This window comes from Flavobacterium sp. (assembly GCF_046073885.1).
In the GTDB taxonomy this organism is placed as follows: domain Bacteria; phylum Bacteroidota; class Bacteroidia; order Flavobacteriales; family Flavobacteriaceae; genus Flavobacterium.
This window is the reverse complement of sequence record NZ_JBJTND010000056.1, coordinates 1-25,487: the sequence shown is the minus strand read 5'-3', so window position 1 is coordinate 25,487 and position 25,487 is coordinate 1. Positions and strand designations below refer to the sequence as shown.

20 protein-coding genes and 1 pseudogene are annotated in these 25,487 nt (G+C 33.0%); 11 read left to right on the top strand and 10 right to left on the bottom strand.

Features of this window, described 5'->3' with window-relative positions; genetic code table 11:
* The first annotated feature begins 45 nt into the window (after positions 1-45).
* A complete protein-coding gene (locus ACKOWY_RS07740; RefSeq protein WP_408940864.1) occupies positions 46-1,194 on the top strand; it encodes an 8-amino-7-oxononanoate synthase in 1,149 nt (382 codons plus the stop codon).
* Here the strand turns inward: ACKOWY_RS07740 and ACKOWY_RS07735 are convergent, their stop codons facing one another.
* Complete coding sequence (locus ACKOWY_RS07735; protein WP_408940863.1) at positions 1,195-3,108, bottom strand: ABC-F family ATP-binding cassette domain-containing protein; 1,914 nt, start codon at positions 3,106-3,108, stop codon at positions 1,195-1,197.
* A gap of 66 nt (positions 3,109-3,174) precedes the next feature.
* On the opposite strand from ACKOWY_RS07735, the gene ACKOWY_RS07730 reads away from it, so the two are divergent.
* The gene (locus tag ACKOWY_RS07730; RefSeq protein ID WP_408940862.1) at positions 3,175-3,561 is read left to right on the top strand and encodes a DUF983 domain-containing protein; all 387 of its coding nucleotides are present in this window, start codon (positions 3,175-3,177) and stop codon (positions 3,559-3,561) included.
* On the opposite strand, the gene ACKOWY_RS07725 is transcribed toward ACKOWY_RS07730, so the two are convergent.
* The 7 genes from ACKOWY_RS07725 to topA form a co-directional block, all read right to left on the bottom strand.
* The gene (locus tag ACKOWY_RS07725) at positions 3,527-4,591 is read right to left on the bottom strand and encodes an NAD(P)/FAD-dependent oxidoreductase (RefSeq protein ID WP_408940861.1); all 1,065 of its coding nucleotides are present in this window, start codon (positions 4,589-4,591) and stop codon (positions 3,527-3,529) included. The two genes, ACKOWY_RS07730 and ACKOWY_RS07725, sit on opposite strands and share 35 nt — an antisense overlap.
* 75 nt (positions 4,592-4,666) lie before the next feature.
* Entirely contained in the window at positions 4,667-5,749 is a 1,083-nt protein-coding gene (gldN, locus tag ACKOWY_RS07720; RefSeq protein WP_408940860.1) for a gliding motility protein GldN, read from the bottom strand.
* Between the two features lie 12 nt (positions 5,750-5,761).
* Positions 5,762-7,315, bottom strand: a complete 1,554-nt coding sequence (gene gldM / locus ACKOWY_RS07715) for a gliding motility protein GldM (protein WP_408940859.1) — start codon at positions 7,313-7,315, stop codon at positions 5,762-5,764.
* Positions 7,316-7,374: 59 nt separating this feature from the next.
* Complete coding sequence (gene gldL / locus ACKOWY_RS07710) at positions 7,375-8,007, bottom strand: gliding motility protein GldL (protein WP_408940858.1); 633 nt, start codon at positions 8,005-8,007, stop codon at positions 7,375-7,377.
* Between the two features lie 78 nt (positions 8,008-8,085).
* Positions 8,086-9,480 carry a gliding motility lipoprotein GldK gene (gene gldK, locus ACKOWY_RS07705; RefSeq protein ID WP_408940857.1) on the bottom strand — a complete coding sequence of 465 codons (1,395 nt, stop codon included), beginning with the start codon at positions 9,478-9,480 and terminating at the stop codon, positions 8,086-8,088.
* A 219-nt stretch (positions 9,481-9,699) separates the two neighbouring features.
* Entirely contained in the window at positions 9,700-10,851 is a 1,152-nt protein-coding gene (locus ACKOWY_RS07700; protein ID WP_408940856.1) for a formimidoylglutamase, read from the bottom strand.
* A gap of 48 nt (positions 10,852-10,899) precedes the next feature.
* A complete protein-coding gene (gene topA, locus ACKOWY_RS07695; RefSeq protein WP_408940855.1) occupies positions 10,900-13,386 on the bottom strand; it encodes a type I DNA topoisomerase in 2,487 nt (828 codons plus the stop codon).
* A gap of 217 nt (positions 13,387-13,603) precedes the next feature.
* Between topA and miaB the strand changes: the two genes are divergently transcribed.
* The 6 genes from miaB to secG all read left to right on the top strand — a co-directional run bounded on the left by miaB (position 13,604) and on the right by secG (position 18,684).
* Positions 13,604-15,049 carry a tRNA (N6-isopentenyl adenosine(37)-C2)-methylthiotransferase MiaB gene (miaB, locus tag ACKOWY_RS07690; RefSeq protein WP_408940854.1) on the top strand — a complete coding sequence of 482 codons (1,446 nt, stop codon included), beginning with the start codon at positions 13,604-13,606 and terminating at the stop codon, positions 15,047-15,049.
* A 23-nt stretch (positions 15,050-15,072) separates the two neighbouring features.
* Positions 15,073-15,579: a YcxB family protein gene (locus ACKOWY_RS07685; RefSeq protein WP_408940853.1), complete on the top strand. Its 507-nt coding sequence runs from the start codon at positions 15,073-15,075 to the stop codon at positions 15,577-15,579.
* Between the two features lie 85 nt (positions 15,580-15,664).
* Positions 15,665-16,921 carry a sigma-54 interaction domain-containing protein gene (locus tag ACKOWY_RS07680; RefSeq protein ID WP_408940852.1) on the top strand — a complete coding sequence of 419 codons (1,257 nt, stop codon included), beginning with the start codon at positions 15,665-15,667 and terminating at the stop codon, positions 16,919-16,921.
* Positions 16,922-16,974: 53 nt separating this feature from the next.
* Positions 16,975-17,478 (top strand): LptE family protein, encoded by a 504-nt coding sequence (locus tag ACKOWY_RS07675; protein WP_408940851.1) that lies wholly within the window; start codon positions 16,975-16,977, stop codon positions 17,476-17,478.
* Between the two features lie 42 nt (positions 17,479-17,520).
* Positions 17,521-18,336 (top strand): tetratricopeptide repeat protein, encoded by an 816-nt coding sequence (locus ACKOWY_RS07670; RefSeq protein ID WP_408940850.1) that lies wholly within the window; start codon positions 17,521-17,523, stop codon positions 18,334-18,336.
* A gap of 3 nt (positions 18,337-18,339) precedes the next feature.
* Positions 18,340-18,684, top strand: coding sequence for a preprotein translocase subunit SecG (secG, locus tag ACKOWY_RS07665; RefSeq protein WP_408940849.1), 345 nt, complete (start codon positions 18,340-18,342; stop codon positions 18,682-18,684).
* A 54-nt stretch (positions 18,685-18,738) separates the two neighbouring features.
* On the opposite strand, the gene ACKOWY_RS07660 is transcribed toward secG, so the two are convergent.
* A complete protein-coding gene (locus tag ACKOWY_RS07660; RefSeq protein WP_408940848.1) occupies positions 18,739-19,659 on the bottom strand; it encodes a GYDIA family GHMP kinase in 921 nt (306 codons plus the stop codon).
* A gap of 2 nt (positions 19,660-19,661) precedes the next feature.
* Positions 19,662-20,978: a hydroxymethylglutaryl-CoA reductase, degradative gene (locus tag ACKOWY_RS07655; protein WP_408940847.1), complete on the bottom strand. Its 1,317-nt coding sequence runs from the start codon at positions 20,976-20,978 to the stop codon at positions 19,662-19,664.
* A gap of 155 nt (positions 20,979-21,133) precedes the next feature.
* Here ACKOWY_RS07655 and ACKOWY_RS07650 point away from each other — a divergent pair, with 155 nt between their 5' ends.
* From ACKOWY_RS07650 to ACKOWY_RS07640, 3 genes and pseudogenes are all read left to right on the top strand, one after another.
* Complete coding sequence (locus ACKOWY_RS07650) at positions 21,134-23,302, top strand: S9 family peptidase (RefSeq protein ID WP_408940846.1); 2,169 nt, start codon at positions 21,134-21,136, stop codon at positions 23,300-23,302.
* Positions 23,303-23,332: 30 nt separating this feature from the next.
* The gene (locus ACKOWY_RS07645; protein ID WP_408940845.1) at positions 23,333-25,243 is read left to right on the top strand and encodes a peptide MFS transporter; all 1,911 of its coding nucleotides are present in this window, start codon (positions 23,333-23,335) and stop codon (positions 25,241-25,243) included.
* Between the two features lie 75 nt (positions 25,244-25,318).
* A pseudogene (locus ACKOWY_RS07640) lies at positions 25,319-25,487 on the top strand (MFS transporter); the annotation flags it as partial.

The following is a 25,487-nucleotide window of genomic DNA, read 5'->3' as shown; positions in this document are numbered from 1 at the left end:
CAAAATTTACAATCGTTCTATTTTTGTAGAGCGATTTTTTTTAATTTGAAAACAACACTCAGCCATAGAATTTATACATCTGTTACCCAATTTCCAGAAAATTGGGAGGATTTGGCTGTTGATAATATTTTCCTTACTAAAGAATACCTTGAAATTCTAGAAAAATCGGCACCCGTAAATATGACTTGTCATTTTATTGGAATTTTCAATAATTCGGAATTGGTGGGCATTGCTGTTTCCCAATTTCTAGATTTAAATCAATTGGATTCTTTTGGTGATCGAGATAAATGTATTAAATCGAGTATTCGAAAAATCGTATTCAAAAACTTCTGTTCACATGTTTTGCTTTTAGGAAACAACATGCTTACTGGTCAAAATGCTTGGGCATTTTCAACTAAAATAGATGTGAAAATCCTGCAAAATGAAGTTTTAAATGCAATGGAAACGCTCAAAGAACAATATAAAGCATCGGGCAAAAAAGTCCATATTTCCAGCCTAAAAGACTTTGAAACGGAAGAAATTGAGACCTTCCACCCAGCTATGAAAAAGGACTATTTTCAATTTTCTACCCAACCCAATATGGTGTTTACAATTTTAGAAAATTGGAAAACAGAACAAGATTACATTGCTGCTTTATCAAAAAAATACCGGGATCAATACAAACGCGCTCGCAAAAAAGCTGACGGCATTGAAAAGCGAAAATTAGGTCTTCAAGAGATTATTGCACTTGAAGAAGAAATATACAATCTGTATTATCATGTAGCGCAAAATGCCCCTTTTAACACCTTTTTTCTAGCAAAAAATCACTTTAGAGTGTTTAAGGAAATTCTGAAAGATAAATTTCTTTTTTACGGTTACTTTATTGATAACAAACTGATTGGTTTCAATACATTAATCAAGAATGGAACTGCAATGGATACCTATTTTTTAGGCTATGACGACTCCATTCAGAAAGAAAAAATGCTGTATTTAAATATGCTGTATGACATGATTGCCTATTCTATAAATAAAGGATTTAAGGAAATTGTTTTTGCAAGAACTGCACTTGAAATAAAAAGTTCGGTGGGTGCAAAACCCATTGAGGTTTATGGTTTCATAAAACATGAATCCAAATTAATTGATAAATGTACCCAGACAATTTTCAATTATTTGGAACCAAAAACCGATTGGCAAGAACGAAATCCGTTTAAATAACTACGCATTCATTGCGTCTAATTCTCCTTGCACTTCTTCCCATTCATCTAATAATTTATCTAAATCGGATTTCTTTTTATTGTAGGCAGTGAAAAATGAAGCATCTTCAATGTGCTTATCGTAATTAGATTCTAATGCTTTATCGTCTTGCTGAATGTCGATTTCCAATTGCTTGATTTGACTTTCAATCTTGCTTAAGCGATTTTGTAGCGACTTATTTTTCTTTTGATCTTCGTAGGATATTTTGTTCGTTTCTTTTGGAGTTTCTTTCTTTGCCGTATCTTTTTTCTCTACTTCACGCATGTTTTCTAAATTACGCTGCTCCAAGAAAAAATTAATATCTCCTAAATATTCTTTTATTTTTTGATCCTTAAATTCATACACAATATTCGACATACCTTGAAGAAAATCCCTGTCGTGAGAAACCAACAATAGTGTTCCTTCATATTTTTGAAGTGCCGCTTTTAATACATTTTTAGACTTAATATCAAGGTGATTTGTGGGCTCATCCATCACCAAAACATTTATGGGCTGCAACAACAATTTGCACAAAGCCAAACGATTTCGTTCTCCTCCCGACAACACTTTTACTTTCTTCTCTACATCGTCTCCACGAAACAAGAAAGACCCCAACATGTCTCTAACTTTTGAACGGTTGGTATCGGAGGCTGCATTTTCCATAGTCTCCAAAAGAGTAATTTCTCCATCTAAATATTCGGCTTGATTTTGAGCGAAATACCCAACTTGCACATTATGTCCCAGTTTAATGGTTCCGCCAAATTCAAATTCATTTACAATTGCTTTAATAAATGTGGATTTACCTTGGCCATTTTGCCCAACAAATGCAATTTTGCTTCCTCGTTCTACCAACAAAGAAATATCTTTAAGAATTACTTTGTCGCCATAGGCTTTCGTTACATTTTCGGCTTCAACCACCACTTTACCTGGAACTTTTGAAACCGGAAAAGAAATATTCATCACAGAATTATCGTCTTCATCCACTTCAATTCGCTCTACCTTATCTAATTTCTTGATCAATGATTGGGCCATAGAAGCTTTGGAAGCTTTGGCTCTAAATTTCTCAATTAGCTTTTCGGTTTCTTCTATTTTCTTTGCCTGATTTTTTTGGGTAGCCAATTGTTTCTCGCGAATTTCATGGCGCAGTTCTAAATATTCAGAATACGGTTTATTAAAATCATATGCTTTACCAAGAGAAATTTCAATTGTTCTATTGGTTACATTATCCAAAAACATCTTATCGTGCGAAACAATAACCAATACTCCAGGGAAATTTCTCAAGAAACTTTCTAACCAAATGATACTTTCAATATCCAAGTGGTTGGTAGGCTCATCGAGAAGCAATATATCATTAGATTGTAGCAGTAATTTTGCCAATTCGATACGCATACGCCATCCACCCGAAAAAGTATCCGTCTGGTCATTAAAAACTTCGCGTTTAAAACCCAACCCTAATAATATTTTCTCGGTTTCTCCAACATAATTATACCCTCCTAACAATTCAAAACGGTGTGTATAATCGGATAAATCTTCTATTATTTGTCCGTATTCTTCACTTTCATAATCGGTTCTTGTTACCAGAAGATGGTTCACTTCTTCTAGCTTTTTCTCCACCATTTTGATTTCCGTAAATGCTTCGTAGGCTTCTTCAAGCACCGTTCTCCCATGTTCAAAATCGATGTCTTGTCTTAAAAATCCAATTTTAACTTCTTTTTCGGTTGCAATTTGACCCGAATCGGGTTTGAAATCGCCTGCCAAAATTTTTAGCATGGTTGATTTACCTGCTCCATTTTTACCAACAAGACCAACTCGATCACCTGATCCTAAACGAAAAGTTACTTCTTCAAAAAGAAAAGAGCCTCCAAAGGAAACCGATAAATTGTGGATATTTAGCATAATATTTGTTACAATTGTTACATTAAAAACTTTCGTAAAGTTTACCTTTGTAGAAAATTTTTGCAAATGTTAAAAAAAGGATCCAAATTATATAGCATTTTAACAGGAACTTGTCCTAAATGTCATGAAGAAAGTATGTATTGTGAAAAAAATCCATACAAATTGAGCAGTATTTATAAAATGCATGAAACTTGTAGCCATTGTGAAACAAAATACATGATTGAACCTTCTTTTTTTTATGGCGCCATGTATGTGAGTTACGGTGTTACGGTAGCCATTGGAGTAGCTATTTTTGTAACATTGAATGTAATTTTGGGATTTGATGTAAAAACTACTTTTATTGGAATTGGAGTTGGATTAATAGCTTTAATGCCAATAACAGCTCGATTGGCTAGAAACATATACATCAATATGTTTATCAGCTATGATAAAAACTGGAGAGATAATTCTTAATTCTTCGGATATCAATATTTTTATCTAAAGGAATATTGTTTTCAATCTGGTTGAATAAGCTATTTGCCATAGCTGGAGCCAACATTACCCCTCTTGTTCCTAGGCCATTCAAAACATGTAAATTTTGATGTATTGGATGGGTACCAACCAAAGGTCTTCGGTCTTTAACTGTAGGACGAACTCCAGCATAATGATCTAGGATCTCAAATTCACAATTTATTAATTCTTTTAGTTCCAAAACGAGTTCGTTTCTAGCCGCTTCAGTTGGAATATTGGTTTTATCCTCCCAATTGTAAGTAGCACCCACTTTATATAAATCATTCCCCAACGGAATAATAAAAATCGAAGATTTGATAATCACATCCAAATTCAAATTTGGAGCTTTTATAAGCAATAATTCTCCTTTTGTACCATCTAGAGGTAAATTAGAAAAATAAGGGTTAGAAAGCATTCCAAAACCTTCTGCAAATACAATTCGTTTTGCTTTTATGTTTTTATAGATTAAATAATCACTATGGATTTCTAAAGCAGCATAATCAAAAGTTTCATTTTGTATAGCATGAATTGAAATTAAATACTTTTGGTAGTGCTCAAGTAACAAAGCAGTATCTACATAACCAGAATCTAAAACTTCTCCAAAATTGAAAGGAGAATCAATACAATTAAATTTGGTAGTAATTAGTTTTGTAGAAAGAAATCGAGAGAGATTGGGTTTATCGGAGGCGGTGAACCAATTATTTTGTTCTTCAACCGAATGAAATTTTCGTAATAAGGGTAATTTATAATCTAATTTAACATTCAATTTAGCCTCTAAAGCGCCATAAAAATCATATAATAGGTCCAATTGATCACCCGCTTGCCACACTTCGCTAAAACGCTTTAAAATTACCGGATTATATAGTCCGCCTGCGATTTGAGATGAATTTTGAGAAGCATCATTGATTACCAAAATGGTTTTACCATTTTGCAAAGCCACTTCAGAAAAAGCAATCCCAGCCAACCCAGAACCTACAATAATATAATCGAGCATTAAAAAAGGGGTGTTAATTAAGCATAAAAAAACTCTTACCAAAGGTAAGAGTTTTTAATAAGTTGTAAAATTATATTAATAAGCCCACATATCGTGTTCTAAATTTCTAATTTTTTCTTTCACTCTTTCAGATTCCAATAATTGATTAAGCGCGTTGTCTTTCATATATTCTTCAATCTTTCTATCTCCATAAACATTTTCTTCTTTATAGATTAGTCCACTGAAGTGACGAGCAACTAACAGATCATCAAAAGTAATTGGTTTGGAACTGTTTCTTTCATTGAACGCTGGGTGTGCTTTTAGAATATCACGAATTGCTGGGTAATAAATCCAAAATAAAATATCTGGAGCTTGCATTTCATTATATTTATCTAAAGCAACTTGCTTTTCTTTCTTTTGATCTTCAGTTAATTCAGAATTTTGATCAGCTACCATTTGGGTATACTGATTTTCAATTGCTTGTTGACCAAATGTAGCATCTACGATACTTTTAGCCGAAGTAGCAACAGGAGCAATTGCAAGCAAACGGTATTTCATTTCTGAAAGACGAGCATCAAAATACCAATATCCTTGAACTTTGTAACCAATTACACCTTCTGCATTTAATTCCGCGCTCTTATAATCTGGTCCCTCTTTAAGTTGCTTATCTTCTATTAATTGAGCACATAATTTTTTGAATTTTTCCGGCTCTTTAGCACCATCAATTTTAGTAGGGTTTAAAGTAGTATTCACTTTAGTTTCCCCTTCTTCAGTAAGTTTAAAATCTTTAAATTTACTTTTTGTCACAACTGGGTCTAAAGGTTGCGAAAAATAATCGTCCTCAAAACAAAACTTACTAATATCTATACCACTTTTATCACTTGATTCAACATATTGTCTTAACACATCAAAAAGTGGAATTCTATCCATTAATGGTTTAGTTGGATAATAAAGAGGAAAGTTTATACGCTCATCAATATCAATAAATTCCCATATTCTTTTACCAAAAAGAACATCTCTATCGTCTATGTAACCATATTTCAATGGAGTTAGATTATCCTGCTTGATTTGTTCTTCTGATTTTTTACCTATTTCAGAAGGTGCTTTTGCATTCAACAAATTAGGTTGTGCAAAACAAAAAGACGAACAAAAAAGTAATAGAATAGAGAATTTATTCATGATTGAAAAATTTTAATTATTAATTTTAAATGAACAAGAAAAAGTTCTTTTAACTTTAATTCCAGTATTAGTAACTACATTAATTTGATCAATTAATATAACATCATTTTTACCTAAGTTTTTAATAGCATTAGCAGCTCCAGGGCTTAAAGAACTACCTGAACAAGGGTAAGAAACTTTACCTACTAAAGCATTGAAGCTAGTAACTGTTCCTGAAACTTTATAATCTTTACCAAAGTCTCCAAAGTCAACACCAATAGATGCAGAACTGATTTCTCCTTTTGATCCGATTGTAGTACCTGCTTTACCATTGATTAATCCCATTGCAGCAGGAATATCTTTAACTCTGAATTTTTGAGTATCTGACACAGATTTACCATCAGGTAATTTAGCGTTAACAGAAACAGAAACTTCTTTACTATTGATATCACCAACATTCCATACATATTGACTGTTTCCTGTTTTTCTGATACCAGGAGCACTTACAGTAATATTGTTATCTGAAATACCAGGGAAAGAAATTGTCATTGGGTTGTTTACCCCTTTGTAAATAACTTTCATGTTATCAGATGAAATAGAAGCTGAATTTGGTTTTGGTACAACTGCATATTTCCCTTCAATATCGATTGGCAAAGGCTTGTCGTCTTCCATGAAAGTAAATTTACCTTTAATATCATGATCTCCAACGCTACCAGCGCTTAATTTAAATACTGCTTGACCATTTTCCATAGAAACACTACCTCCACCAACACTTACCGAAGTTGGAACTGTAGACTCATCATATCTTCCTAAAACAACTCGACCTGTTACAGTTTCACCTTGGAAGAATAAAGATTTATCCATGATTACAATAGCTTTATAATTTTTCATAGATGCCGTTTGAGCGGTTGTATTTCCAATTAAAGCGTTGTAAATATCTTGTTCAATAGTTTTTACATCATTCTGCATACTGGTTAATTTTGCAATCGAAGCAATTGCAGGGAAACCTTCAAAATGGTATGCTAAGTATTTAACAGAAACTCCGTCTTTATCTTTTACATTATCAAAATTGAACTTTTTATTTAATGTTTCAACAATGAATTTGTATTTTACGTCTACCCCAAAAACAGAAGCAATTCCTTTTTTGTAGTTTTCTAATTTAGACATAATTTCATTTCCTTTTGCAGAATATCCGTCACCTTTAAACCAATGTTCATCGATATAAAGACCTTTATCCATTTGATCATAAGGAAGATCTCCATTTTTTTCTCTTTCAAATTCTTTAGTAACATCTGCTTTTAAGGCACCTAAATAAGCATACATTTCGTTAGAAAGTTGTTGTACTTTTTTAGCTCTATTAAAAGGCCCTCCAAATTGAGTTGGATTATCAGAAGCTTTAGTTTCTAATGAAGAGAATAAACTTTTGTTATATTCTTCAGAAAACTTATTTACTACTTCAAACTTTGCATTCATCAATCCGAAAGCTTTAAGTACTTCTTTTGACATGTTTAATGCCAACATAGCGATGAAAACCAAGTACATCAGGTTAATCATCTTCTGTCTAGGGGTTAATTTTCCTCCTGCCATTTTTTTTTAATTAGTTTAGTTTAAAATTTTGTTTAAAAATAAATTTAGTATAAAACTAATTATCCTTTGTTATTCATAGCAGAAAGCATTCCACCATATACATTATTTAATGTAGATAAGTTAGAAGTTAACGATTGCATTTGATCTTTTAATTTCATATTGTTTTCAGCAACTTCGTTGTTGATTTGAGCGTTTTTCTCAGCACTTTGCATTTGCATTTGGTATAAACCATTTAATGCTTCAAGTTGCGTTGCAGCTTTAGTCATTTCTTCGGCATATTTCTTTTGACCAGCCATTGCATCAACAGTTGGAGAAATAGATTTAGCAGCTCCTTCAAAGTTTTTAATACTGTTTCCTAAGCTTGCCATTAATTCACCATCAATTTTAGCTTCTTTTAACATTGCGTCTAATTTTTTAGACAACAATCCATCCGCATCACCTTTATCTTCTTTTTTAGTTCTTTCTTTTGCTTGTCCACCAGCTAATTCAGGATATACTATCGACCAATCAATTTCATCTGCAGAGGTTTCAAAAGCTGATAATCCAAATATTAATGCTTCTGTTAATAATCCTATAATAAGTAATGCACTCGCACCTGGCCAGTGTTGAATTTTAAATAATGCTCCAACAATAACGACAGCAGCACCCATTCCGTAGGTGAATTCCATAACTCTTTTTGGTAATAATCCCATAGTAATAATAATTTTTAGTTAGTTAAGTTAATTTAATTTAATTTATTTAAGTTATTTAAAAATACAATTTAAAACAGTTTATCTATTTCCTGTTGTTTGCGTTCCCATGTAATCTTGAACAGTACGGAAACCGATAAAGCTTCGAGCGCTATCTTTATATTCAAATGCTCTTGTACCAACTTGCAAGAAATACTGAACGTCTTTCCATGATCCACCACGAACTACCTTACGGTTGTTTTTAGAATCAGAAACATTTGGGTTCATCGTTGAAACAAACTCATAAGCATTAGAATCATATGAAGAATCGGTCCACTCAGCTACATTTCCTGCCATGTTATATAGGTTATAACCATTAGGCTGGAACGATTTTGCTTCTACAGTGTATAAAGAATTATCTGCAGCATAATCACCTCTACTTGGCTTAAAATTTGCTAAATAACAACCTCTATCATTGTGCGTATATGGTCCACCCCAAGGATAATTACCAGATTGAAGTCCTCCACGAGCAGCAAACTCCCATTCTGCCTCAGTTGGTAAACGGAAATTATTAATTAAGTCTCTACCTTTCTTTTTCTTTACGTAAATGTTTTTGTATAAAGTTCTCCAAGCACAAAAAGCTTTGGCTTGATTCCATTTTACACCAACTACAGGATAATCTGCATAAGCTTGATGCCAAAAATAATCATTATGCATTGGATCATTATACGAGTATGCAAAATCTTTAATCCATACTGTTGTATCAGGATAAACAGGCACCGTATCATTTTTAATGTACTTACTTCTTTTACCTTTTTTATCTTTAACTGCAGCTTCTATATCCAACCATGAATATCTGAAAACAAATTTTTTAACATCCATAGTTCTCAATCCATTAAAGTTTTCGTTCATTGGAATGTACATACTATCCATAACATTGGTATAGTTTTCATCTGGATATTTCTTAGTGTCTGTTATTAATTTTATTTTTCTGTTCAATCTTCTACCCGCATACGGATCGTCTTTTGAACCAACACTATAATAATTTTCCCACATGTATTTATCGTAAACACCCATTTTTGCAGGATCAGAATTTGCAAATGCAAAATCTCCAATACTTCCTGTTCCTTTACCACCTTTACCAGCATTACTTCCGGCAGTAATTCCATTTTCTTCAGCAAATACAGCAAGTCTTACTCTAATAATAGAATCTTTAACCCATTCTACAAACTGTCGGTATTCTTTATTTGTAATTTCAGTTTCATCCATATAGAACGATCTCACCGTTACCGTTTTAGTAGGTGCGTCTTGAGCATTAGCGATATCATCATCCGATTTACCCATAATATATGCTCCACCAGGAACCAATGTCATTCCGAAAGGTTTTTCAGGATGCCATTTTTTACCTTTCACCCCAACTAACTCCCCTTTGTCATTAGACATACCGCAGCTAGCTAAAAGTGTTAAAATCGATGCAAATGCAATGAACTTCTTCATATAAATTTGGTTAAATGTGTATTCTTATTTTAAGGCCGTAAACCTATCTAAATTTTTTTAAAAAAACAATTAATTGTCTCTTAAAATTCATTTTTTTATCAAAAATAGGTTAATAATCAAGATTTACAGAAATAAAACGCATTCAAAAGCAAAGAAAATCAATGCTTTATGAGCTTTACCCCACAAATCATTGGTGAATTAACAAAATAAAATAACTAATTAAATAATACTTTTACGTTGTGCTTTCCACCATCGTTCGGGCAATTCTTGGTTGCAAGCAGCCAAATAATCATCGTGTGAACATGGTAATAACGTATTCTTTTTTAGTTTATTGTTAACATTTGCAAAAAAAGGTATTTCAATCCACCATCTTTCTGTTTTATCACTTTTATAAAACACCACATCTTCCTCTTCTGTTGGCACAGTATATTTAATATAATTGTCTTTGCTGCCAAATGGATATTCATTCGAACGGTAATGAACTCCTTCAATAAAATACCATATTATTTGAGCAATAAGTGCTGTTTCTTGTAAACTCCCTTGGTGATTAAAAATTCCAAAACAAGAAACGCGGTCACTAATACCGGCATATCTAGAAAGCGCGCAAATCTCTTTTCCGTTAAATCCGTTTGGTTGAAAATTGACGAAATTACCCGAATCGGATGATTTAACACAGGTTAAATCCAAACTTACCAAATCAGCATCTCTAAAAACAGGTTCTGCAATTGCAATTGAATTACAAATTTCACCCAATCGATAAGCATCAAAAAATAATTTCTCAATCAAATCAATCTCCTCTTGTGAGTTATAATAGGTTTGGTACCCAACATTACTGTAATTAAACAAATTGTTAGGCTCCTCTATTATTATTTTAGACAAATAGGAATCTGCAAGTGAAGAATCATCTTGTTTTGATAGATCAAATTTCGAGTCAATGGAAACTAAATTTACCATTTGCTCTAAATTATCATACCCTCTATACAAGGCATAAGTCAAATCTTGTGAACCACCAATAACAATAGGAATTACATTGTTTTTTATTAATCTCGATACTACTTTTTGCAAAGCAAAATAGGTGTCATCTGGAGAATTTCCAGGAAGAATATCTCCTAAATCTGCAATAGTACTACTCCAATTTCCAGGAAAAAGGTTGTATAAATTTAAACGGATAGAAGATAAATCAGATTCTTTAGCAAAAGTCTGATCTCCTCTATGATCTGGAACACCAATAATTGCAATTCTTACTTTAGCAATATCTGGAAAATCTTCTTGGGTATGAAAAACCACTTTATTAGATAAGTGCTGAGAAGATAATCGCTTTATTTCAATTATCAGGTTGGTTTCTACCGGAGAAAGAAAATCGAATTCCATATATGTTTGATTTTGCTTTTTTACAAAACAAAGTAAAAAAGATAGTTTTTATTTCTTCTTTGGTGCCGCTTTTTTGGTAGCTGGTTTTTTCGCCGGGGATTTTTTTGCAATCATTTCTTGGACTTGAGCCAAAGTTAATTTGGAAGCATCAACATCTTTATTCAATTCGATTTTGATTTTTCCTTTCAAAATAACCGAACGTCCCCAACGTGCTTTTTCAACTACAATCCCCTCCTCTTTCCAATCATGAATGACTTTGTCGATGTTTTTTTGAAGCTTGTCTTCTATTAACTCTTCAATATCAGCTTGAGATAGATTGTCAAAATTGTATTTTCTTGAAACATTAATAAATATTCCATTCCACTTAATAAACGGTCCAAATCTACCAGTTCCTTTTTGAACGCCTTCCCCTTTGTAAACTGCAATTGGTGCATCCGCTTGCACTTTCTCATCAATTAATTCTTGCGCTCTTTCTAGAGTCACGTCCAATGGTTCCTCTCCTTTTGGCAACGAAATGAAAGCTTTACCAAATCGAATAAACGGACCAAAACGACCCAAACTCACCTCAACTTCTTCACCTTTGTAAGACCCTAATGCTTTTGGCAACAAAAATAAATTCAATGCCTCTTCCAAAGTAATGGTTCCTATATTTTGTTCGGCACGAAGGCTCGCAAATTTTTTATCTTCATCATCGCTATCCCCAATTTGTGCCATTGCACCAAATTTCCCTAAACGAACTAATACTGTTTTTCCAGATTCTGGATGTTTTCCTAATATTCTTTCACCGCTTTCTCTATCGGCATTGGCCTCAACATCTTTTACATTAGGATGGAATTTATCATAAAATTCCTGCATCATCTTAGTCCAATTGATATTTCCTTCGGCAATTTCATCAAAATCTTGCTCCACTTTTGCAGTGAAATTATAATCTAAAATTGATTCGAAGTTTTTTACTAAAAAGTCGGTTACAATAAATCCAATATCGGTTGGAACTAACTTTCCTTTATCAGACCCTGTATTTTCTTTTAATATTTTTTCAGAAACCGAATTTCCTTCTAAAGTCAATTGGGTGTACTTACGAACTTGACCGTCAAGATTTCCTTTTTCTACATAATTTCTATTGATAATAGTAGAAATTGTTGGTGCATAAGTAGAAGGTCTTCCTATTCCCAATTCTTCTAATTTTTTCACCAATGAAGCTTCTGTATAACGCGCAGCAGGTCTTGAATATCTTTCGGTAGCTGTGATGTAATTATTTATCAATTTTTCATTCACGCGCATGGCAGGTAACATGCCTTCTTGCTCTTCTTCATCCTCATCATTACCTTCTAAATATACTTTTAAAAAGCCTTCAAATTTAATCACCTCTCCAGAAGCTGTAAAAACTTCCGAGTGGTTGTTGGCTTCAATTTTAACATTAGTTCGCTCCAATTCGGCGTCGCTCATTTGAGATGCCAAAGTTCTTTTCCAAATCAAATCATACAAACGCGCCTGATCTCTATCAATATTCACGGTATGTCGCGACATATCTGTAGGACGAATCGCCTCGTGTGCTTCCTGAGCACCTTTACTCTTATTTGCAAAAGTTCTAGGATTAGAATATTCCTTTCCGTAGGATTTTATAATTTCGGCTTGAGCCGCATCCATAGCCTCTTTAGAAAGGTTAACACTATCAGTTCTCATATAGGTAATTAACCCCGCCTCATACAAGCGTTGCGCTAATTGCATGGTAATTCCAACAGGTAAATACAATTTACGAGCAGCTTCTTGTTGTAAAGTAGAAGTTGTAAATGGTCCGGTGGGAGATTTTTTTGTAGGTTTAGTTTCTAAATCGCCTACTTTATAAGTAGAACCGATATTTTTATTTAAAAAATCTTCGGCTTCTTTTTTTGTATTAAAATTCTTAGGAAGCTTGGCTTTAAAGGTTCTTCCTGCTTCGTTAGTAAACTCGGCAACTACCGAATAAGAAGGAGTGGCTTTAAAATTTTGAATTTCTCTTTCGCGCTCCACAATCAAACGAACCGATACCGATTGAACTCTACCAGCTGAAAGTCCGCCTTTAATTTTTCTCCATAAAACTGGAGACAACTCATATCCTACTAATCGATCTAATACTCGGCGTGCTTGTTGCGCATTAACCAAATTATAGTCAATTTCTCTAGGATTATCTATCGCTTTAAGAATTGCATTCTTGGTGATTTCATGAAATACAATTCGTTTGGTTCTGTTTTTATCTAATTTTAATTCTTCCGATAAATGCCAAGAAATAGCTTCTCCCTCACGGTCCTCATCGGAAGCCAACCAAACCATTTCAGCATTTTTAGCTAAACCTTTTAATTTGGTAACCAATGCTTTTTTGTCGGCAGATACTTCATATTTGGGCAAAAATCCGTTGGTGACGTCCACCCCAATTTCTTTAGAAGGCAAATCGGCAATATGACCAAAACTAGACTCAACTTGAAAATCTGGGCCTAGAAACTTCTCAATGGTTTTTGCTTTTGCTGGGGACTCAACGATAACTAAATTCTTTGCCATTATATTTTTTTTGTTCGGCAAAAGTAGAAGTTTTTTTTAGAATTTGAGTTTTTGAATAAATTTTTAAAAACAAAAAAATATCTAGGGATCCAAAAAACACGTCGTTTATGCCAAATACATTCTAGTTTTAAAAGTATGTTAAACATTACATGTCATATTGTCATATTTTCTATTTTAGTATTATCTTTGCAGTTCGATGAATTCGAAGATTTTATTTATGGAAAAGGAAATAGATGAAAAAAAACAAGGGCAAAGTTTGCTTTTGGAATCCAAGAACGAAAACACAAAAAAACTATACATTGAGAGTTATGGCTGCGCTATGAATTTTTCTGATAGTGAAATTGTCGCGTCTATATTATTAAATGACGGCTATAATACTACAGAAAAACTGGAAGAAGCCGACTTAGTATTGGTAAACACCTGCTCTATTCGAGATAAAGCAGAACAAACCGTAAGAAAAAGATTAGAAAAATACAATGCCGTAAAAAGAACCAACCCAAAAATGAAAGTGGGTGTCTTGGGCTGTATGGCAGAACGATTGAAAGAAAAATTTCTAGAGGAAGAAAAAATAGTGGACCTTGTAGTTGGACCCGATGCTTATAAAGATTTACCTAACTTGTTGGCCGAAGTAGAACAAGGTCGCGAAGCAATTAATGTGCTTTTATCAAGAGAAGAAACCTATGGAGATATTGCTCCGGTTCGTTTATCTTCAAATGGTGTTTCGGCATTTGTTTCTATAACACGTGGATGTGATAACATGTGTACCTTTTGTGTGGTGCCTTTTACACGCGGACGAGAACGCAGCAGGGAGCCACAAAGCATCATTCAGGAAGTTCAAAACTTATGGGATAACGGCTACAAAGAAATTACCTTACTTGGTCAAAATGTAGACAGTTACCTCTGGTATGGTGGTGGTTTAAAAAAGGATTTTGACAAAGCATCCGAAATGCAAAAAGCAACTGCAGTAAAATTTGAAGATTTACTGGAAATGGTAGCACAAGCTTTTCCTAAAATGCGCATTCGTTTTTCGACTTCAAATCCGCAAGATATGCACGAGCCTGTTTTGCATGTTATTGCAAAATATCCAAATATTTGCAAGCACATTCACTTACCGGTACAATCGGGAAGCGACCGAATTTTGGCCGAAATGAACCGCTTGCACACCAGGGAGGAATACATGCGATTGATTGACAAAATAAATACCATCATTCCTAATTGTTCGATAACGCAAGATATGATTGCTGGATTTCCAACCGAAACAGAAGAAGACCATCAAGATACCTTATCGTTAATGGAATATGTAAAATATGATTTTGGTTACATGTATGCCTATTCCGAAAGACCAGGAACATTGGCTGGAAGAAAGATGGTAGATGATGTGCCTGAAGAAACTAAACTAAGACGCTTACAAGAAATTGTAGACCTTCAAAGAATTCACAGTGGCATGCGAACTCAGGGGTTCTTGGGTAAAACCGTTGAAGTACTAGTTGAAAAAACTTCCAAAAAATCAGAAAACGACTTATCAGGAAGAAACTCCCAAAACATAACGGTAGTTTTTCCGAAAGAAAATTATAAAATTGGAGATTTTGTTAATGTTCGAATTACGAATTGTACTAGCGGAACCTTAATTGGTGAAGCGGTTGGACTTTCAGAGATGAATTAATAATTAGTTTAAGGTTTTGGAATATGGAAAAAGAGATTATTGTTAAGCCAAATTTCATTTTTAAAGATTACTTTAAAATAAATCTATATCTATTAGTAAACAAACCTTATTACTATATTATTGGACCTTTAAGCATATTATTTTTAAGTTTTGATATTCATTTGATTTATCCTAATGAAAAAAAATTAATTGAATTATTATTTTTTCCCGATGTATGTTTCTTGGCATTACCCTTATTAATAATATGGGCTGCATATAGTATTACCAAATCAAGATTATCAAATAAAAAACTTGAGGAAAATATTTATATCAAATTCAATAGCGAATGTATTGAAGATGTAGGAGAAAGCTTTAATATGAAATATTATTGGAGAGAAATTTTTAAAATTGTAGAAAAGGAAAATTGGTTTTTAATTTATTTAAACAAGAAAAGCGCCAAGGTTATTAGAAAAGCTGATCTAGTAGAAAACCAATACAACGAATTAAAAGAACTTTTTAATTCATTAAATATAAAAAAGAGTTTGAAATAAAGATTTTGAGATTCTTCCTTCGTTAAAATGACAAGTTTGCGAAGAAACTTTAAATCTTAAACTTTAAACTTTTAAATGCTTTAAAATGGAAACAGTTCAAAACATAAAACAACGATTTGAAATTATTGGGAACGATCCCAAACTAAATCGCGCTTTAGAAAAAGCAATTCAAGTTGCTCCTACCGATATTTCGGTTTTAGTGGTTGGTGAAAGTGGAGTTGGAAAAGAAAGTATTCCAAAAATTATACATGCGCTTTCACATAGAAAGCATGGCAAATACATTGCCGTAAACTGCGGTGCTATTCCGGAGGGAACAATAGATAGTGAACTTTTCGGTCACGAAAAAGGATCGTTTACAGGAGCAACGGCAACAAGAGAAGGCTATTTTGAAGTAGCTAATGGAGGTACCATTTTCTTAGATGAAGTGGGCGAATTGCCCTTAACAACTCAGGTGAGATTACTTCGTGTTTTAGAAAATGGCGAATTTATTAAAGTGGGATCTTCACAAGTTCAAAAAACCAATGTTCGAATTGTAGCAGCTACAAACGTGAACTTATTTGATGCCATTGAAAAAGGAAAGTTTAGAGAGGATTTATTTTACAGATTGAGCACCGTTGATATTCTTTTGCCGCCCTTAAGAGATCGTAAAGAAGACATTCATTTATTATTTAGAAAATTTTCTGCCGATTTTGCTCATAAATATAAAATGCCCGCAATAAAATTGGAAGAACCTGCAATAAAATACCTTTTAGGCTATCGCTGGAGCGGAAATATTAGACAGTTACGAAATGCCGCAGAACAAATTTCGGTACTCGAAACGAAAAGAGATATTTCTTTGGAAACGTTGATGTCGTATTTGCCACAAGATGGAAGCCATTTACCAAGTGTAATTAAGGACAAGAAAAGCGAAAGTGATTTTTCTACCGAAAGAGACATTCTTTACAAAGTACTTTTTGATATGAAAAGTGACTTAAATGACTTAAAAAAATTAACCTTAGAATTAATGAAAAATGGCACCAAAGTGCAAGACATTAATCCCAATTTGGTTCAAAAGGTATATGGCAAACTAGAAGAAGACACTTTCTTTGAAGAAACACCGAGAACACCTGTTTTAGTTAAAGAGCCTAGTTTACAAGAAGAATTTGATGACGAAGAAGATGAAACCAATTACCTTCTTGCCGAAACAGTAGAAGAAGAGGAAACACTTAGCTTGGAAGCTAAAGAAATTGAACTGATTAAAAAATCGTTAGAACGCAACAAAGGAAAACGAAAATTAGCTGCAGAAGAACTCGGCATTTCTGAAAGAACGTTATATCGAAAAATAAAACAATACGATTTATAGTAATTTTACTATTGCTCATTAGAAAATAATATCTTTGACTTTTAATTCATCCAATGAAACTACTAAAATATCTTGCATTACTATTATTAACCCTATCGATATCTAGTTGTGGGGTTTATAATTTTACTGGAACGGGAAAGATAGATGCTAAAACTTTTCAAGTAAATTATTTTCTAAATAATGCCCCTTTAGTGCAACCGGGAATAGAGCGAACTTTTACTCTTAAACTTCAGGATTTAATACAAAATCAAAGTAATTTGAACCTCGTGAGCAGTGACGGAGATTTAACCTATGAAGGTGAAATAACCAATTACACCATAACTCCAATGGCTGCAACAGCCGATTTAAAAGCGGCTCAAAACCGATTGACTGTAACTGTTAATGTTCGCTATACTAACAAAAAGAAAGACACTGATAATTTTGAAAAAGCATTTTCTTTCTATTATGATTATCCAGGAGATCAACAACTAATTGGCTCTTCTTTAACAACCGCTTTGGATGTGATTTTTGAAAGAATCACGCAAGATGTTTTTAATGAATCACTTGCAAAGTGGTAATTAGTAAAAGTCTATATTTGTAACTGTTTTTATTCAAAATAATTGAACGCAACCGATTTTACATACCTAATTAATAAACCAGACGCTATTAATGAACGTCACAATATCGCTTTGGAAAAAATAATGGAAGAATTTCCTTATTTTCAAAGTGCCCGTGTTTTGCGATTAAAGTATTTGTACAATCAAGACAGCTTTAAATATAATTATGCCTTAAAGGTTGCCGCGGCGTTCACCACCGATAGAAGTGTGTTATTTGATTTCATCACTTCGGATTCATTTGTTACGGTTCAAAATGGATTGTACGATCAAAAAGTAGCCGAATTAATGAATATGGATGTGGTAGCTAGTGAAGTTGTGGTTTCAACCCACCCAACTGAAAATACCAATACATTAGAGCAATCGATACTTTCCTCTATCGCACAATCTAAACCTATTCATGAGGAGCTGGAAGAAAAATTGGAAATTGGAAAACCTATTGAATTTACAGTTAATGAAAAACACTCCTTTCAAGAATGGTTACAAATTTCAAGATTCAAACCCATAGAGCGAAAAGAAATTCCGGTTAAAGAAGAAAATTTAGATAAAAAGAAAAAATTAGAAATCATAGATAATTTTATTGCTTCTAATCCGAAAATTCCGCCGGTAAATAAAGATACTCCGGTATCCAATATCCTTCCGATTGAAGAGGATAAATCCTATTTAATGACCGAAACTTTAGCAAAAGTTTATCTGGAACAAAAAAAATACACTAAAGCAATTCAAGCTTATGAAATATTAATTTTGAAATATCCAGAAAAAAGTAGTTTCTTTGCAGACCGAATTTTAGATATTAAAAATTTACAACAAAATAATAATTAAGTAATGAGCACATTTTCAATCTTTTTAGTATTAATAACAATCGTTTGTTTTTTACTAATCATCGTTATCATGGTACAAAACCCTAAAGGTGGAGGTCTTTCTTCTTCTATTGGTGGTTCTACTCAATTGGGTGGTGTACAAAAAACAACCGACTTTTTAGATAAAAGTACTTGGGTGTTGGCTGGAGCTTTAATAGTTTTAGTATTATTATCAAGCTTAAGTTTCTCAGGAACTTTAAGCGACAACAACAATAAAATTATTGACGCATCGCAATCGGCTGCGCCAAAATCTACTGAAAAAACTACACCTGCAGCTCCAAAACCTGCTGCAGCTCCTGTAAAAAAATAAGTTCTTTTAACAGAATTAAAAAAGGCGGTTTCTATGAAACCGCCTTTTTGCATTTTATAAAATCATCTCCTCGTAAGGAACAACAATAGAATAGCCCAATTGTTTAAAATAATCCGAAGGGTTTTCTTTAGAAATAACCATCACAAAGTCGCCACCCCAAGCACCGAGACTTTTTACAATTCCATTAAAATCGGGAAACAGAGTTTCTTGCACGGTTGGTAATTCCAATAGGTTGCTCATCTCTATTTCGTGCTCTTGAATTGCTTTTGCAAACTCATTAATCTCTTGCGTATTGGCTACAGTATGTGTAATTTGATTGATGACCTCAATGGAATTTCCAACAGAACCTTGTTTTTCGAGATATAAAGCAATTGCCTCTTTGCTACTTTGCTTTTTGTTTAAATACACAAAATAAATCTTTGATGAAAATTCGGGATGAAAAGCAATCGTTTCTACTTGAGGCTGGTCTTCTACTAATTGGTAAATAATAGCCGAATTATTTTGAGCACAAGCCAAATCATAACCGCTTCCACCAAAACTATTTTTAAGCAACACATACGCATCAATAGAAAGCCATTGCGCAATATTATTAATCAACGTTGAAGAAGTGCCAAGTCCCCAAAATTTTGGAAATGTTAATTCGGTACTTACTTTATAGCCTTTTGAGTGCGTAATAAAATTGGAATTCAATTTATACGCCTCATGTAAAATTTCAATTAAGGTGCTTTTTATATTCTGGGATCCTTCTTGGACTTTATTTTCAATAATGGATGAAAACGGAATCGTTTCTTCAAACCAAATGCTGCCATCATGATCATAACTTGTCCAATAAATAAGGTGGTTGGAATCAACCTCCTCAATAGAAAGATTTTGACCAAATTTTGTTGGCAAAGCCAATGATTTGGCACCATCAAGAACTACATATTCTCCTGTAATTAGAAGTTTTCCATTACTGTAGAAGGTGCTTTTAGCCATTATTATTTTCTTAAATTTTCAATTAATTCCACTACAGAAGCATGAGAAACCGTATTGTTTTCAAAATGTTTGGCGATAGCCATTCGCTCCTCTTTTGTTGCTTGAAACTGATTCAGAATATTATTTAAATGCATTTTCATGTGCCCCTCCTGAATACCTGTAGTTGTAAGGGAGCGCAAGGCAGCAAAGTTTTGGGCCAAGCCCGTAACTGCAACCAATTGCATCAATTCATGTGCCGATGGTTTTCCTAAAATCTCTAAGGCCATTTTCACCAAGGGATGTAACGAGGTCAATCCTCCAACCGTTCCTAATGCCAAAGGGATTTCCATCCAAAAAGTGAAAATACCGTTTTCTATTTTGGCATGCGAAAGACTTGAATAGTTCCCGTTTCTAGAAGCGTAAGCATGTACACCAGCTTCAACTGCACGAAAGTCATTTCCGGTTGCAAGCACAACAGCGTCTACTCCATTCATGATTCCTTTATTGTGGGTAACCGCTCGGTAAGGTTCTATTTCTGCAATAGCAACTGCTTGAACAAATTTTTCGGAAAACTCATGCGGATATTCTAGTTTTTTCTCAGCTAAATCTTCCACTTTGCAAGAAACCTCAGCACGAACAATACAATTTGGCACATAATTGGAAAGTATACTCATTACCACTTGAAGATTTTTTTCTTCGTCAGTAAAAGAACTATTCTCTTGAGCTTCTTCTTTAAGAGTTTTAGCCAATTGTTCCAAACAAGAATTAATGAAATTAGCCCCCATGCTGTCTTTTGTTTGAAAAGTTACATGTAGTTGAAAGTAATTTTCTAGTTCTTGAGTTTTATTTCGAAGGGCAATATCTAGTATACCTCCCCCTCTTTTTTGCATGTTTTTGGTAATGCTTTCTGTAGCTTCAAAAAATTTTGGCTTTATTTTTATAAAAAAATCTTCTAATTTTTTTTCGTCTCCTTTATAGATAAAATGAACTTGACCTATTTTTTCAGAACTGACAACTGAGGCTTTAAATCCGCCTCTTGTACTCCAATATTTTGCCGATTTTGCTGCAGCAGCCACCACCGAACTCTCCTCAATTACCATAGGAATCGAATAATAGTTTCCGTTAACTAAAAAATTCGGAGCGATACCCATTGGCAAATAAAAATTTGTGATTGTATTTTCAATAAATTCATCGTGAAGTTGCTGCAATTTGGCATCACTATTCCAATATTGTTTAATAGTGGCTACAGCTTGCTCTGGATTGGAAAAATAAGTGTTGGCAATCCAGTTTATTTTATCTTCTTTGGATAATTTAGAAAATCCCGAAACGGAGTTATTCATTTATATATGGATTAATATCAATTGGACACAAATATACAGTTTCCATTTTATTGTACTTATTGCTTTTATCAAATAAATAGTGCATTTTCATTAAAAAAATAGTTTTAATTAAAATTTTTCACTAAAATTGATGTCGATTATTTACAAATTAAAAAATGAAAACAATTAAATTAATTTTCTGTTTACTGATAACCTCATTTTCTGTTTTTGCACAGCAAAAAATTACTGTTGAAGAAATTTACACGGGTGCCTTTCGTGCTAAAACAATGGACGAATTACAAGCCTTAAAAAACACAAATCAATACACTGTACTGAATACAGATAGAGCAACACGATCGCAACAAATTGATTTATTCGATTATGCTACCTTACAAAAAGTTGCTACATTAATTGATACTAAAAATGTTCCAACACTAGCAGACGGAATTGACAGCTTTACTTTTAGCAATGATGAAAAACAAATACTTATTGCTAATAATACCAATCCAATTTTCCGTCATTCGTTTACTGCCGATTACTATTTGTACAATATAGCATCTAAAGAAATTTCTAAAATTTTAGAGCAAGTTCAAGAGCCAACCTTCTCACCGGACGGAACAAAAATTGGCTATGCTAAAGGAAATAATTTATTTATCCTTGATTTAAAATCAAAACAAACAACACAAGTTACTAATGACGGAAAGAAAAATTCTATCATTAATGGTATTACCGACTGGGTTTATGAAGAAGAATTTGCATTCGTAAGAGCTTTTGACTGGAGTTCCGACAGCAAAAAATTGGCTTATATTCGTTTTGACGAAAGTGAAGTGCCTGAATTTTCGATGAATATTTATAAAAAAGACTTGTATCCATCGGTAGAAACTTTTAAATATCCAAAAGCGGGTGAAAAAAACTCAAAAGTAGCTTTGTTCATTTATGATGTAACTGCAGGGACTTCTAAAAATATCGCTTTAGGAAATTATTCCGATTTTTATATTGCAAGAATGAAGTGGACCAACGATGCAAACACGCTTTGTGCACAAGTATTAAATCGTCATCAAGACAACTTAGATTTATTATTCATTGACGGAAATTCTGGCGCTGCACGAGTAGTTATGAATGAAAAAGATGCCGCTTATGTTGATGTGACTGACAACTTAACATTCTTAAAAGACAACAGCTTTATTTGGACTTCCGAAAAAGATGGCTTCAATCACATTTATTTGTATGATAAAAATGGAAAACTAAAAAATCAAGTTACAAAAGGGTCTTGGGAAGTAACTTCATATTATGGGTATGACGAAAAAACCAATACCGTTTTCTTCCAATCAACCGAAAACGGTTCTACTGTTAGAGACATTTATAAAATTTCCCTTAACGGAAAAAACAAAGTGAAATTATCACAACAAATTGGAACTAATACCGCTACTTTTAGTCCGAATTATGATTATTTCATCAATACCTACTCTTCGGCAATTACACCGCCAACTTATACTTTAAACAGCTCAAAAGACGGGAAGCTAGTTAAAGGAATTTTAGACAATAGTTCGTTGTTGGATAAACTAAAAAAATACAATCTTCCAAGTAAAGATTTTTTCGAATTAACTACCGAAAAAGGACATAAATTAAATGCCTGGATGATCAAACCTAAAGATTTTGATGCTAGCAAAAAGTATCCAGTTTTCATGTATCAATATTCGGGTCCGGGTTCACAACAAGTAGCAAACGATTGGTTGGACACCAATGATATGTGGTTTATGATGTTGTCACAACAAGGGTACATTACCGTTTGTGTAGACGGTAGAGGAACCGGATTTAAAGGAGCTGCTTTCAAAAAAGTCACTCAAAAAGAAATGGGTAAATACGAAGTAGAAGATCAAATTGATGCTGCCAAAGTTTTGGGTAACTATCCATATGTAGATAAATCAAGAATTGGAATATTCGGATGGTCTTTTGGTGGATTCATGGCAAGTAATTGTATTTTGAAAGGTGCTGATGTTTTTAAAATGGCAATTGCGGTAGCTCCAGTTACTAACTGGCGTTTTTATGACAGCATATACACCGAGCGTTACATGCAAACACCACAAGAAAATGCGAGTGGTTATGACACCAATTCACCAATAAATTTTGCCGATAAACTAAAAGGTAATTTCTTATTAATTCATGGAACTGCCGATGACAATGTACATTTTCAAAATTCAATGCAATTTGTAGAAGCACTAGTTCAAGCAAATAAACAATTTGATTGGGCTGTATATCCAGATAAAAACCACGGAATTTACGGAGGAAAAACCCGAATTCAGTTATTTAACAAAATGACAAATTTTATAAAAGAGAAACTATAAACTAACTAAATAAAAACTAAAACAATTATTATGAGTGAACAAGTAAAAACAGGACATCCAAAGGGACTTTATGTCTTATTTGCTACAGAATTTTGGGAGCGATTCAGTTATTATGGAATGAGAGCAATTTTTGTTCTTTTTATGACGAAATATTTATTTTTCAATAAAGGTGTTGCTTCAAATATTTACGGAACCTATACAGGATTAGTATATTTAACACCCTTAATAGGTGGTTACGTTGCTGATAGATTTTGGGGTAATAGAAAATCTATTTTTGTAGGAGGTTTATTGATGTCTTTAGGTCAATTTCTTCTTTTTATTTGTGCATCAACTCAACAAGGAACAAGTACTTCTATATTATTCTTGTGGGCTGGTTTAGGATTTCTAATTTTTGGAAATGGCTTTTTTAAACCAAATATATCAACTATGGTTGGTCAATTATATCCTGAAAACGACCATAGAAAAGACGGTGCATATTCAATATTTTATATGGGAATTAATGCAGGTGCTTTTTTTGCCCCTTTGGTATGTGGTTGGCTAGGGGAAAATATTGATTTCAAATGGGGCTTTTTTGCCGCTGGTGTAGGAATGCTAATCGCATTAGTTATTTTTTATTTTACAAAAGACAAATATGTTAAAGGACCAGATGGTTCACAGTTAGGCGTAGGTCCAAATAAATTAAATGATGATAGCACTGTTGAATCTAAAGATGGTGGTTTTAGTAAGCAGCAAATAGGAATATTAATTGGAGGGATTATTATTACCATGTCAATATTGTTTTTTATTTTAAAAATTGATTTTTGGGGGTCCTTAATTTACGGAATGACTTTAGTAGCTCCATTTGTTATAATTACAGATAAATCATTAACAAAAGTTGAAAAAGATAAACTTTGGGTTATTATTCTTGTAATGATATTTGTTGTTTTCTTCTGGATGTGTTTCGAACAAGCTGGTGCCTCTTTAACATTTTTTGCTGATGAACAAACAAATCGTAATATTTTTGGATGGGTAATGCCTGCAAGTTATTTTCAAAGTTTTAATGCAGGATTTATAGTTTTGTTAGCGCCTATATTAAGTGTTATTTGGTTAAAATTAAGCAAGAAAGGGAAAAATCCAGCTGCACCATACAAACAATCATTAGGACTTGCTTTTTTAGCGCTTGGATTTTTATATATTGCATTTGGAGCAAAAAATATTCCTCCTGCAGGAGCTAGTATTTTCTTTTTGTCCGGTCTTTACTTTTTACATACAATCGGAGAATTATGCTTAAGTCCAATAGGATTGTCAATGGTTAATAAATTAACTCCTTTAAGATTTACTTCTCTAATGATGGGGGTTTGGTTTTTAGCTATAGCAACTGGTAATAAGTTAGCAGGAACTATGAGTTCATTATATCCTGAACAACAAACAGTAGCTGCTGAGTTTGATGCAAGTAAAGTGTTAATAAATGGCAAAACTGTAGATTGGAATTCAATAAAAAACAACAGAAAGGTCATTGAAAATGCAAAATGGGAATTGAACTTAATTAAGAAAAATGATAAGTCTAAAGAACCTGATTCGTTAATTTCAATTAATATCATTCAAGTTGATAAATCATTAGCTTATGATAGTATAAAAAGTAACAGGATAATACCTCAAAAATATAGTACAGAGAAATTATTAAAGATTTCAAAATGGGGAGATAAAGAACCAAAATTTATTTTTGGATTGAGTGAAGATAAATCAATTAATTATCTTTTAAGAAATGAAATGTTTGCTAAAAATAATAAGATAACTCTTGAAAAATGGGATACTAATCCAAAAGCTCCTACATTTTTGGGTATAGTTATTAAAGATTTATATACTTATTTTATGTTATTTGTAGGACTTTCAGGCATTGCGGCAGTAATTTTATTCCTGCTAAGTAAAAAATTAAAAGTAATGATGCATGGAGTAAATTAATTATAAAATAAAAATATTTTATACTTTCAAACCTACAAGAAATCTTGTAGGTTTGTTTTTTTTAATAAAAATTGTATGTCTGAAAATTTAACTTTAGAAGAAATTCAAAATTTTAAAGGTAAATATCCAAAACAGCTTTGGTATTTATTTTTTAGCGAAATGTGGGAGCGGTTTTGTTTTTATGGCATGAGAGGTATGCTTACCGTTTTTATGGTTGATAGAATGTTTGGCCTTAGTATGGAAG